This window comes from Psychrobacter maritimus (assembly GCF_904846345.1).
GTDB classification, from domain to species: Bacteria; Pseudomonadota; Gammaproteobacteria; order Pseudomonadales; family Moraxellaceae; genus Psychrobacter; species Psychrobacter maritimus.
Genome location: NZ_CAJHAJ010000008.1, coordinates 21,289 through 34,009, shown reverse-complemented (window position 1 = coordinate 34,009; position 12,721 = coordinate 21,289). Strand labels below are relative to the sequence as shown.

The 12,721-nt window shown below is 44.2% G+C and carries 11 protein-coding genes; 8 read left to right on the top strand and 3 right to left on the bottom strand.

Going from position 1 to position 12,721, the window contains the following annotated elements; translation table 11 throughout:
- Positions 1-250: 250 nt before the first annotated feature.
- The gene (locus tag JMX50_RS10850; protein ID WP_201629528.1) at positions 251-1,831 is read left to right on the top strand and encodes an MATE family efflux transporter; all 1,581 of its coding nucleotides are present in this window, start codon (positions 251-253) and stop codon (positions 1,829-1,831) included.
- A 39-nt stretch (positions 1,832-1,870) separates the two neighbouring features.
- On the opposite strand, the gene JMX50_RS10845 is transcribed toward JMX50_RS10850, so the two are convergent.
- A complete protein-coding gene (locus JMX50_RS10845) occupies positions 1,871-2,578 on the bottom strand; it encodes an aspartate/glutamate racemase family protein (protein ID WP_201629527.1) in 708 nt (235 codons plus the stop codon).
- A 282-nt stretch (positions 2,579-2,860) separates the two neighbouring features.
- Between JMX50_RS10845 and JMX50_RS10840 the strand changes: the two genes are divergently transcribed.
- From JMX50_RS10840 to JMX50_RS10810, 7 genes are all read left to right on the top strand, one after another.
- Positions 2,861-3,115, top strand: coding sequence for a DUF2798 domain-containing protein (locus tag JMX50_RS10840; protein ID WP_201629526.1), 255 nt, complete (start codon positions 2,861-2,863; stop codon positions 3,113-3,115).
- 115 nt (positions 3,116-3,230) lie between these two features.
- Complete coding sequence (locus tag JMX50_RS10835) at positions 3,231-4,388, top strand: DUF2157 domain-containing protein (RefSeq protein ID WP_201629525.1); 1,158 nt, start codon at positions 3,231-3,233, stop codon at positions 4,386-4,388.
- Positions 4,378-5,559, top strand: a complete 1,182-nt coding sequence (locus tag JMX50_RS10830) for a DUF4401 domain-containing protein (RefSeq protein ID WP_201629524.1) — start codon at positions 4,378-4,380, stop codon at positions 5,557-5,559. Before JMX50_RS10835 ends, JMX50_RS10830 begins: the two co-directional genes overlap by 11 nt.
- On the top strand, positions 5,556-6,143 hold the full coding sequence (locus JMX50_RS10825) for a GDYXXLXY domain-containing protein (RefSeq protein ID WP_201629523.1): 588 nt from the start codon (positions 5,556-5,558) through the stop codon (positions 6,141-6,143). Before JMX50_RS10830 ends, JMX50_RS10825 begins: the two co-directional genes overlap by 4 nt.
- Positions 6,144-6,533: 390 nt before the next feature.
- Entirely contained in the window at positions 6,534-7,511 is a 978-nt protein-coding gene (locus JMX50_RS10820; protein WP_201629522.1) for a zinc-binding dehydrogenase, read from the top strand.
- 293 nt (positions 7,512-7,804) lie between these two features.
- On the top strand, positions 7,805-8,785 hold the full coding sequence (locus tag JMX50_RS10815) for a zinc-binding dehydrogenase (protein WP_201629521.1): 981 nt from the start codon (positions 7,805-7,807) through the stop codon (positions 8,783-8,785).
- 55 nt (positions 8,786-8,840) lie between these two features.
- The gene (locus JMX50_RS10810; RefSeq protein WP_201629520.1) at positions 8,841-9,845 is read left to right on the top strand and encodes a YhdH/YhfP family quinone oxidoreductase; all 1,005 of its coding nucleotides are present in this window, start codon (positions 8,841-8,843) and stop codon (positions 9,843-9,845) included.
- A gap of 77 nt (positions 9,846-9,922) precedes the next feature.
- Here the strand turns inward: JMX50_RS10810 and JMX50_RS10805 are convergent, their stop codons facing one another.
- Both JMX50_RS10805 and guaA read right to left on the bottom strand, forming a co-directional pair.
- Positions 9,923-10,915, bottom strand: coding sequence for a hypothetical protein (locus JMX50_RS10805; protein WP_201629519.1), 993 nt, complete (start codon positions 10,913-10,915; stop codon positions 9,923-9,925).
- A gap of 134 nt (positions 10,916-11,049) precedes the next feature.
- Positions 11,050-12,642, bottom strand: a complete 1,593-nt coding sequence (gene guaA, locus JMX50_RS10800; protein ID WP_227671035.1) for a glutamine-hydrolyzing GMP synthase — start codon at positions 12,640-12,642, stop codon at positions 11,050-11,052.
- Positions 12,643-12,721 lie beyond the last annotated feature (79 nt).

The following is a 12,721-nucleotide window of genomic DNA, read 5'->3' as shown; positions in this document are numbered from 1 at the left end:
TGTTAATAGCTGCCAAAATGAATTAAAAAGCATAATCCTAGCACAAGCTTATTTTAAGTTTAAGCAATCATAGCAATTATCCTCATCTCTAAACTGTATGACAATCATATAAAAAATGACAGTTAAATAATCATAGAGTTTGCCGAGAGTTTACAGCTCTCATACAGCTCTAGTAAAGAAGGCACAAGCTTTCTGGTTTATGATAAGCATTTTCGTTCAGTCAGCCCTAAATAACGCAAAAGGATCAACATTGAGTAAAACAAATACCTCCACTGGTAAACAGCGCGACCTCACCGAAGGGTCAATTGCCAAAACGATGCTGCTGTTTGCCTTGCCAACACTTGGATCATCAGCCCTCCAGTCGTTAAACGGCTCGATTAATGCCGTCTGGGTGGGCCGGTTTTTAGGTGAAGAGGCGTTGGCTGCGACGGCGAACGGCAATATCTTGATGTTTATCCTGATCTCCTTCGTTTTTGGTTTTGGTATGGCCTCTACTATTTTGATTGGGCAGGCCATGGGCAGTCGTGACGATGCCATCGTCAAGAAAACCATGGGAACGGCGCTGGGTAGCATTATTCCGATAAGTATATTGGTGTCGGCAGGAGGGTGGATATTTGCCCCGCTGCTACTTGATCTGCTTGGTACGCCGCCAAGTGCGCTAGACCTTGCCCTGACCTATCTGCGGATGATTTTCATCGCGATGCCCGTCACCCTGACCTTTACGCTGATCATGATGGCACTGCGCGGGACGGGCGATTCTACGACGCCGCTTTGGTTTATCATTATATCGGTGATTATTGACCTGATTTTGACGCCGGTACTGATTTTGGGTATAGGACCCTTTCCCGAATGGGGTATATTCGGCTCGGCCTTTGCAACCGCTGTCGCCAACACGCTAGCGCTGATTGGCATGGTCGTTACTATGTACCTGCGGGGCTCTGTGCTGACACTTAAGTTGCCAGAGCTGCGCTTTTTGCGTGTAGACCGAGATATCTTAAAGTCGATGTTTTCAAAGGGTTTGCCGATGGGTTTGCAGATGATTGTCATCTCATCAGCAGCGTTGACGATGCTATCACTGATCAACCGCGAAGGCGTGCAAACGACGGCGGCTTATAGCGCGACCCAGCAGCTTTGGACCTACGTGCAGATGCCAGCAATGGCGCTAAGTGCCGCGGCCAGTGCGATGGTCGCACAGAACATCGGTGCCAATCAATGGCATAGGGTTGCAGGTATCACGCGTTGGGGGCTTATTTTTAACGTGATATTGACGGGCGCTATGATTGGGGTGCTGAGCATTTTTGATGAAACTATATTGGGGCTTTTCCTCGGTAGTGACAGCGAAGCGGTGCCGATTGGGCGACATATCCAATTAATGGCGACATGGGGCTTTGTCTTTTTTGGCATAGCGCAAGTGCTGTTCGGTACCATGCGTGCCAATGGCTATGTGATTTGGCCGCTGATCGTTATGGTGATTTCGATGTATCCGGTGCGTCTTGGCTTTGCGTTCGGGCTTTATCCCCTACTCGGCACCGATGCGCTTTGGCTATCATTTCCAGCAGGCATGGTAGCGACCGCTGTGATGGGAGCAGGACTATATCTGTACGGCGGCTGGCGCAAAGGCAAACACTTGGCCGCAGAGGAAGCCGCGCAAAGGTCTGAGGAGTTTCGCGCACATACCGGCACCAGTGCATCGTTTCGTGATATTTTACCGACGACTGTGTGGAAACTGGCACCTATACGCCGTATCACAAGGTTGCATCGTCGGCTACAAAAACGCCTGAAAAAACACCGTATGAGAAGAAAGCATAAACGCTCATCGCGTGGTTTATAGATAGTAAATTCAATTGGTTTAAGCTCAAGTGTTTTAAAATCAATGACTGAGTAAAAAATCCACCGCTGCCGCTGCATGAATAGCGGTGGTATCAAATACGGCTATTGGGCTGTCTGCTTGCTGAATAAGTAGTCCAATTTCGGTACAGCCTAAAATGACGCCTTCTGCACCTTTATTGGCTAAGTCTTTAATGACTTGGCTATAATACTGGCGTGAGCTATCAAGAAATTGCCCTTGGCACAGCTCATCATAGATAATCCGATGCACCTCTGCCCGAGCATCATTTTCCGGTATCAAAACTTGTAAACCAGCGTCAATAAGGCGCTGCTTATAAAAGTCTTGCGTCATCGTAAACTGCGTACCCAAGAGCGCAATCTTAGTCAAACCTTGTGCTTGAATAGCTTTAGCTGTGGCATCTGCAATATGAATAATCGGCAGATTGGTCGCGGCTTGGACGTCATCGATGACTTTATGCATGGTGTTAGTGGCAATTAATAAGCCTTGCGCGCCAGCTGCTTGCAGACGTTTGCCACTATGGGCTAATATCTCGCCCATCTCATCCCACGCGCCTTGTGCTTGCAGCTCGCCAATCGGCGCAAAGTCGACGCTATGAATCAGCAAATCCGCTGAATGCAGGTTACCCAGCTCAGCCTTAATGCCCTCATTAATCAGTCGATAATAGCTTTCAGTGCTCTCCCAACTCATCCCGCCGATGATACCTAAGGTTCGCTGTTTTTTAGCTGCCATTTCATTGTCCCCTTTATTTTTTAATCTTATTTAGCGTAGCAAAACCAAACCTCTTTAGTCTGCTATTTTTCGGATATTATTCTTTTTAAAAACAGCAGAGTCGTCGTTAAGATATAACGAATCTTATTATTCATAATAACCATTTTACCTCGCCCCCATCACGCGATATTATAGTCGCTGACAAGCACTAGCAATGCTGCATTTCATCCTTTCTCATCGCAACACATCACGTTTACAATACCATTTAAGCGTGGCTCTCATCATGCAGGACAACAGAACGTTATGGCAAAATTCCCGACCGTCAGAATACGCACACGGCGCAAATACTATCGGCTGATTTTCACCTTTTTAATGGCGCTGATGATGTCGACGATTATCTCGACGGCGTTGCTGGTGATTAACGTAGGGTTTGTCGAAGGTTTCTTTACTACGTTGTTTCATTCATGGAAGTATGCCTTTATGGTTGCTTGGCCGAGCGCTTATATTTGTGCCTACTTAATCCAAGAGCACCTGCTAAGCCGCATTGAGTTTTATTAACGCCTTTATAAAGGTTAGTAAGTTATAAAAGATGCTAAGTTATAAACTTTAGTACACTATGCCGGCGTAAAAACAGCTAAGATAAGCGACAAACTGTTTTTATTCAGAGGCGACTATGAGCCAAGCACGGCGTACTATCGAGCAGTTACTATATCAAGGTCTTCTTCCTCTTAAAAATACCGAGGCGGCAGCAACGCACCTAGAAATCTATCCTAGCAAACGCACTTGGCTGATGTTTTTTGATAAAGCGCTGCTGATTATTGGGACGGTAGCGCTGGTACTATCCCTTGTGTTTTTTATCGCCTATAACTGGCAAAACATTGGCAAGATGGGTAAATTTGCGTTGGTTGAAGGGGCGCTGGTGATTACCATCGCGCTTTACGTAGCACTGTCTTTTAGGCAACTTAGACAACGGTTTCAGCTGATTCGGCAGTTATTATTGCTCATTGCTAGCATTATCACCGGTAGCTTATTGGCGCTATTTGGGCAAGTTTATCAAACGGGCGCTGATACCTGGCAGCTGTTTTTTGGCTGGGCGCTATTGATTACGCCTTGGGTTATGATTGCACGTTTCTCTGCGCTTTGGCTGCTGTGGTTAGGCTTAATCAATGCCTGCTTGCTACTCTATTTGGATGTCGAAAATCTGCAATTTATCAACCATCGCCTGCAAAACGTCTCTCAAGTAGCCATCCTTGCGCTATTTAATTTTATTGCCTTTTATAGTTGGCTTATTAGCTATGATAATAAAAAACCTTTCTCTGCTAGCAAGTTCTTCAATCGTATTAATCCTAAAAAGTCCACTGCTGATATAACCGATAATGACCTTAAACACCCTCTAAATAACTCTAAAATAAACAGCTCACAAACCAAATCCAGTTTGCACTGGAGCACTTATGTCGTCGGTTTATTAAGTACGTTTTTTATGACGTATCTGGCGATTGTCACGGTCTTTGATAATGGCAATATCTGGGCAACACTTATCGCTATCATAGTATGGTTAGGTTGGTGCGGCTTTATGTTTTGGCAATTTTATCAGCGCCGTATTGATTTACTGATGCTGACTTATTTGTCATTTTCTATCATTACTGTGGTGATGTTTTGGGTCGGTAAATGGCTGTTGGATGGTTTTGACGCAGGTGGGTTTTTGATATTAGCCTTGCTACTTATTGGCATGAGCTCGTCGGCAGTTATATGGCTACGCAAAGTTGCCCGTATCAAGAACGATGACACTGCTCCTCATACTGTAATCAAGGAGGACAGCGATGAACAATGAGATGAACAATAATATCAACCATAACGAGCAAAATCGTGACCTTTTGCTATTGCAACAGCAGGGATTGATCGACGCGCAAAATGTCAGTGATAAGCTTTTAAATAGTGCAGCATCTGAAGCGCCTAGCCCTTGGTTTACAAGCTTACTTTTTGGTATGAGTGGTATTTTAGCCAGTCTATTTTTTATCGGGTTTTTGACCTTATTATTAGATAACACCGGTTTGCTGGATAGTACGCTAGCGGTATTTATTATTGGCGGCATATTAAGCGGCATTGGCGGGTTTCTATTTTATAACGCGCGCAGTCGCCATAGCCCTTTTTGGAATAGCTTAGCCTTTGCAATTACGCTAGCAGGTCAAGGTTATATTGCCTATGCTTTACTGGCGAGTGAGATTGCAGAGCCACTCAATATAGGGCTATTGCTCCTTGTGCAACTGTTGATGACTGTTGTAATAGCCAATTTTATCTATCGTTTATTGAGCGCAACCTTAGCCTTAAGCTGCCTGTTTTACTTATTAAATTATTATCACTTATCCGAAGTCAGTTTAGGATTATTGGCATTAATTACTAGCGTGACTCATTTACAACGCTATAGGCTAGCTGCATTTATCCCGACCAAATGGCGAATGGACGCTCTAGAAATTACCAATGCTATTGGCTATGCGAGCGCCTATGTTTTGCTCAGTGTTTCCGTCTATTTTATCGCTGCTGAATATGGCAATAGCTTTGATAGCCTTGATAGTTACGGTGAAGCCTTTAGCTATAACTATTATCTGGCCCAAGGGCTACTAACGCTTGCCAGCCTTTATGCCGCTTATTTCATTCTAAAGCGCTATCACATCAAACTACTATCAGCAGCAGGACTACTCATTAGCGCTGCGATTGTACTACTTGGGATAATGTCTATTTATGTCTCAGGCTTATTGGCCACCAGTTTGATTATCATTATCGCCACTGCCAATAGCCAACGCGTGCTATTAGGACTGGGCATTATTGCCTTGGTCGGTTATATATTTTGGTATTACTATCAGCTCGATACTTCTTTATTGGTCAAATCCGCTTCCATGCTGGTCATCGGTATCGCGCTATTACTGCTGCACTGGGTGCTTATCAAAGGCTATTTTGCGAATATAAAACCGAATGCTAACGACAATCAGGAGCGGCTGTCATGAACAATAAAATTTTGACCAAGCGCTTAATTAAGGAAGCATCAAAGACGCATTGGCTACAAAAACCGGCAGTTACGATTATTATTGCCCTTCTTGGATTGGCGCTCGTATTGGTGGTGATGACGAGGAATATTATTAAATATGAAGCCCATCTTACGACTGGCGATACTGTCTTATTAGCGCTTGCACCCGTTGATCCACGCGGCTTTATGCAGGGCGACTATATGACGCTTAGCTATGCGCTAGAGCGTGACGTATTTGCCGCCTTAAATAGAGACCCCGGTAGCTATCCTACTAATGAAGATGGCTATGTCATTGTTGCCTTAGATAATAATAAAGTCGCACAGTTTTTGCGCTTAGCGGCTAATCAGCCTAAAAATCTAGCGACTAATGAGATGGCGATTCACTATCGTATCCGTAATGGCGCAATGCAGCTTGCGACCAATGCTTTTTTCTTCCAAGAAGGTCATGGCGAAGCATTTGAGGCGGCAGAATATGGGCTATTTCGGGTCAATGATAAAGGGGAGCCGCTACTGACCAATCTGGTCGACGACGATTTTGCAGTGATTAGTCCAAAAAATGATTAACCCAAAAAGGGATTGGTCCAAAGTAACCTAATATAGTTGATTCAAGTCAAAAAGAATACAGGGCTGTTGGGATAAATTTTGCGAAGCCTCTGGAATGCGAAGCGCACAGCAAGCAAGAAAAATTTATCCCAGCAGCAGGCTATTTTTAACGTGCCTTTTTTATATTGAACTAACTATACAGCGCAAACTGCTAATAACTCAAAATCAATGCTGCTGTAAATGCTACCGATTGTCGCGCTAAAACCTTTATAACTGTCAATCGATGACAACCCTGCTTTACCAAAGTGATATTGCGATAAGTCAGCAGGGTTTGTTACTGTTGATGGCTGCAAATTCACTAGCTCGTTAAAAAACATTTTAAAAAACTTAAAAATTAAAAAAGGATTTATCATGCGTAGTGCAACTTATAACGAATTTGGCAAACCAACTGAAGTATTAAGCCTCGGCGACCGCCCTATCCCAGAGCCCAAGGCTAATGAAGTCCGTGTCAAAACCATTCTCGCCTCCATTCATAACCATGATCTGCTTACCATTCGCGGTAAATATGGCTTTAAGCCAGAGATGCCGGCTATCGGCGGTAGCGAAGCGTTGGGTATCATCGATGCCGTTGGTAGTGATGTTAAGGACTTAAAAGTCGGACAGCGCGTGGCTGCTGCCAGTGTACAAGCAACGTGGGCAGAGTATTTTGTCGCATCCGCCGATATGGTGTTTGCTGTCCCTGATAGTTTAAAAGATGAAATGGCCGCGCAGTTAATTGCCATGCCGCTCAGTGCTTTAATGCTGCTGGAATTCTTAGAAGTAGAAAGCGGTCAATGGGTTATCCATAATGCCGCCAATGGTGCCGTTGGTAAATCACTTGCGATGCTGGCTGCCGCGCGCGGCGTTAATACCATTAATCTGGTACGCAGTAGCGATGCGATTAAAGAGTTAGACGCCCTTGGTATCAAAAACAACATCAATACCGAAGATGACGATTGGAAAGAACAAGTCCGACAAATCATCGGCGATGATAGCATCAGCGCAGCGGTCGACTCTGTCGGCGGGGAAGCAAGCGGTGACTTATTATCGCTACTCGGTCATGGTGGCACTTTGGCATCTTTTGGCATCATGTCAGGTCAGCCAATGGTGCTTAATCCGACGCATCTAATCTTTAAACAAGCCATCGTGAAAGGATTTTGGGGCAGTAAAATTAGCCAAGAGATGAGTGTCGAGAATAAACAGCGCTTAATCGATGAGCTTATCGAACGGGCAACCAGTGATAAATTGCATTTGCCTGTCGAAGCCGTATTTGATTTAGCTGATATTAATAAAGCTGTCGATGGCAAATTGCAGTCAGGCAAAAAAGGTAAGGTATTGCTAAAGCCTTAAACTATCATTAATTTATCATCTAGCTAGCCTTCGTTTTATTGATAATGGTAGCGTTCTTTCTAATAAGAGCGCTGCCATTTTTTATGGCTTATTTTGCGGTTATAACTCTGCACCTTATTCAGCTTGCACCTTTTTATAACACTTTACCGTTCTAAACAGCGGGCAACGTTCATTTACCAAAGTCAGGTTGCGAGTATCAAGCCCTACTTGTTAAGGTTGATGGGTGATTAATCATCATCGTTTCAAAATGAACAATCAACGATATTTATCTAACAATAAAAAAGGATATAAATATGCGCAGCGTAACCTATAACGAATTTGGCAAACCTTCAGACGTACTCACCATCACTGACAGCCCGATGCCAGAGCCAAAGGACAACGAAGTCCGTATCAAAACCATTTTATCTTCTATCCATAACCACGACCTCATCACTATCCAAGGCCAATATGGCACCAAGCCAAAACTGCCCGCACTCGCTGGTAGCGAAGCCGTGGGTACTATTGAGGCTATCGGCGCTGGCGTCAAAGGTATGCAAGCGAGTCAGCGTGTGGTGGTCACCGGTGTCGAAGGTACGTGGGCCGAGTACTTCACCGCCCCTGCTAGCAGCGTCATCCCGATACCGGATGCCATCGACGATGAAATGGCCGCGCAACTTATCGCCATGCCGATGAGCGCCTTGATGCTCATTGAGTTTTTAGAATTAGAAAAAGGTCAATGGGTCATCCAAAACGCCGCCAATGGCGCAGTTGGCGAATCGCTTGCGATGTTGGCTTCTGAGCGCGGCATCCATACCATCAACGTCGTGCGTAGTAAAGAGTCAGCAAACGAGCTGACCGAAATTGGTATCACCGAAAACAACGTGGTGAGCGATGATGACGACTGGAAAGATCAAGTCCGTCAAATTATCGGTGATGCGAAAATCAGCGGCGCAGTCGACTCTGTCGGCGGTCAATCTGGCGGCGACTTACTAAGCTTGCTCGGTCATGGCGGTATCATGGCAGCGGTGGGTGCGATGTCTGGTCAGCCGCTCGCGCTGAATCCGACTCATCTCATCTTTAAGCAAGCGACACTCAAAGGATTTTGGGGCGGTGCGATGATGCAAAAGATGGATGCGGATAATAAAAGCCGTTTAATAAAAGAGCTTATCGAGCGCGCTGCCAGTGGTAAATTAAAGCTATCAACAGGCGGCATCTATACGCTGGATAATATTAAAGAAGCGGTATCTGGTAAGGTGCAATCTGGCAAAAAAGGCAAAGTATTGTTAAAACCTTAATATAGTTCGTTATAAATCCACTCAAATAAAAGAGCAATACAAAAGGATTCAGACAATGTCGAATAACAAAACCTTTAAAGCCTTAATAGTCGAAGAAACCAGCGACGGTACGTTCGATAAAAGCATTCAAACGCGTAATGTTAGCGATTTACCTAAAAATGATTTATTAATCGAAGTGCATTACTCATCATTAAACTTCAAAGATGCCATGTCAGCATCAGGTAATAAAAGAATCACCAAAAATTATCCGCACACTCCTGGTATTGATGCCGCAGGCGTGGTGGTAAGCGACAAGTCTGGCACGTTTTCTGAAGGCCAAAAAGTCGTGGTCTTTGGCTATGATTTGGGCATGGATACCGATGGCGGTCTCAGTCAGATGATATCTATCCCTGCCGATTGGGCGGTCGAATGTCCGTCTTCTTTAACGCTAAAAGAAGCGATGATTTATGGAACTGGCGGCTTAACCGCAGCCTTAAGCGTGCAAAAGTTAGAGAAAATGGGCGCAAAACCTGAAGACGGTCCAGTCGCGGTCACGGGTGCAACGGGTGGCGTCGGTAGTATCAGTATCGCCATATTAAGTCAGCTTGGCTATGAGGTCATCGCCTTTTCTGGCAAGCCGGAGCAAAGTGGCTATCTAAAGGAGCTTGGTGCAAACGAAGTCCGTCATCGCGATACCATTAACGAGGCCGGTGATAAACCTGTCGGTCGTGAGCTATGGGCAAACGCTATTGATACCATCGGTGGCGATTATCTAGCCAACTTGCTAAAACAAACCAAAGCAGGCGGCGCGGTTACCTCTTGCGGCTTGGCGGGCGGTGCTGAGTTTACGATGACGGTATTGCCGTTTATCACCCGCGCAGTGTCCCTACTCGGTATAGATTCGGTCTATATTCCACTGGCTGATAAAAAGGCTATTTGGCAGCGTGTCGCCACTGATATGAAATTGCCTAACTTAGAGAATTACTGCGAAGAGATTACGCTTGAGCAAACACCCGAATACTTAGATCGCTTTATGGCGAGTCAAACGGTTGGGCGTTATGTGGTAAATGTGCGGGGTTAGGGTTTTGGTTTAGAAGATAGGTTTTGTAGATAACGGCAGTGCTCTTTTGGGGTGCTGCTTTTTCAGATCTGGATAATTTATAAAGATACCGTCACACCTTCGTATTCTTTGCTTGCACCAAATACGTGTTCATGACAGAAAGACACTGTATGTTTATTATAAATTTCTAGTACAGCTAGGTCGTTATGCATACTCTCAACACTGATAGATTTAGGCATCGATTTGAAAAAATCTATAGTTTCCTTTGTTATAAACTCTGGTATATACGCATCTACATCCTCAAAAACATATCTTATAAATGCATAAGAACATAAATTAAACTCCCACACCATCTCACTATTTTCCCCTACATACGTATTATATCCGCGGTCAGAAAGAAGGCACTTTTCGTCATCGTAGGTATACACACACACTCGAACTAAGAGATTCGGGTTCTCATAAATACTCTTTATAAGTCGATCTAAAAAGTTTGGTTGATCCGCTCTCATAGAATTCAATAGAAAAAAGATAGTCGCAAGCCAATATTCATAATCATTCTTTGTTATACCTAATTGTTCGCATAAATGATCCTGCTGTGGCTTATTTCCATTTAGCACACGATTGAAGTTTGCAAGATGTATAGGATCAGTTGGAATCACACCCTTAAGCTCAGAGAAGGTATTCAAAATCTTTTTTATAGAATAAGGATTTCTAATGAAGTTTAGAAATTTAGACCTGAAGATATTAAAAATTTCTAATTTGACATCAGTTTTAGGTGAATGTATTTTAGATAGCAAGCTTTCAGTATTAGCCTTTATTATTACTTCATAGGAATGGAACAGTTTTTCGAAATTGTACTTACTAGCTTCTTTTCCTAATACCTCAAAGCTAAATAAATCATTCAAGCTTAGATTTTTGCAAATACTAACACCTATTTCTGAGTCTATGCTGACAGTGCATGAATCACGATCTTGTATGCTAAACGAGTAAATCTTTTGATTTTTACTTTTAGCTTGAGGATTAATTGCATTAAGTCTTTGCTCTACTTGAGGTAAAAAATGCTGATTTTTAGTTACATCACGCAAATCCATTTTTAACTCTCTATTAGGTTATATTTCATCATTCTAGCTTATCTAAAAAACTATGGAAATTTTACATTCAAACCAAAAAAAACACTCAACCAAGTTGAGTGTTTTTTTTATTTCAGCTAAAAACTAAGTAGAGGTTATTCCCACTCAATCGTCGCAGGCGGCTTGCTCGACACATCATAAGTGACGCGTGAAACTTCAGCGATTTCATTCATTATGCGGTTCGATACCGTCTCAATCAAATCATATGGCAAATGGGCAAAGCGCGCGGTCATAAAGTCTACAGTCTCAACCGCACGTAGCGCAATCACCCACGCATAGCGGCGACCATCGCCAACCACGCCGACTGATTTGATTGGTTGGAATACCGCAAATGCTTGCGCAGTCTTATCATACCAGCCTGATTTTTCTAATTCTGCCATAAAGATCGCATCGGCTTGACGTAAGATATCGGCATATTCTTTTTTCACTTCACCCAAGATACGCACGCCCAAACCTGGACCTGGGAACGGATGACGATAAATCATTTTTGCTGGTAAACCCAAGGTGATACCGAGTTTACGCACTTCGTCTTTGAACAAATCGCGTAATGGCTCGACCAACTCAAACGCCAAATCATCTGGCAGACCGCCGACGTTATGATGGCTCTTAATCACGTGTGCCTTGCCTTGATGCGACTTGGCTGATTCGATGACATCAGGATAAATCGTACCTTGTGCTAAGAACTCGATGACTTTACCATCGCTTTGCTCGCTGATTTCACGGGCGCTATTGGCAAAGACATCGATAAAGGTTTTACCGATGATTTTACGTTTGGCTTCTGGATCAGACTCGCCTGCTAAGGCGTTTAAGAATAAATCTTCGGCATCGACACGGATGACTTTTACACCCATGTTTTCAGCAAAGATTTGCATCACTTGATCGCCTTCATGCAGACGCAGCAGACCATTATCAACGAACACACACGTTAGCTGATCACCAATCGCCTTATGCAATAGCGCGGCAACCACTGAGCTATCAACGCCGCCTGATAGACCAAGCAATACTTGCTTGTCACCGATTTGCTCTTTTAACTGTGCCACACGCATATCGACGATATTATCTGGCGTCCAATCACCCGCACAGTCGCAAATCTGATGTACGAAACGACCCAATAACGCTTGACCTTGTAAGGTATGCGTCACTTCAGGATGGAACTGTAGACCATAGTACTGCTTGGCATCATCGGCCATAATCGCAATCGGACAGCTTGGCGTACTGGCGATAATATCGAAACCTTGTGGCGCTTCAATGACCTTATCGCCATGACTCATCCACACATCTAGCTTGGCAGTGTTGCTGTCCGTCACGCTATCTTCAATACCATCAGTGAGCTGCGACTGACCATTAACTTCAATCGTCGCTGCGCCAAATTCATGGATATCACTGGCATGAACCTGCCCGCCAAAACGATCCGCCATTGCCTGCATACCGTAGCAAATACCCAATACCGGCACACCAAGCTCAAATACCGCATCGTTGATACGTGGGCTATTTTCAGCATGCACGCTCTCAGGACCACCCGATAGGATGACACCTTTGGCACCAAAATCATGGATACGCTGAGTGTCGATGTCGTAAGGGAACATCTCACAGAAAACGCCAGAATCGCGCACACGGCGAGCGATAAGCTGGCTGTACTGCGAGCCAAAATCGAGAATGAGGATGCGGTCTTCTTTGATAGTAGGCATAGTAGGTAATGCAGAAGTGGCAGCGGCAGTGGTCATAAATCGATGTCCATCAAGAAAAAATTAGTGCCCTATTTTAACA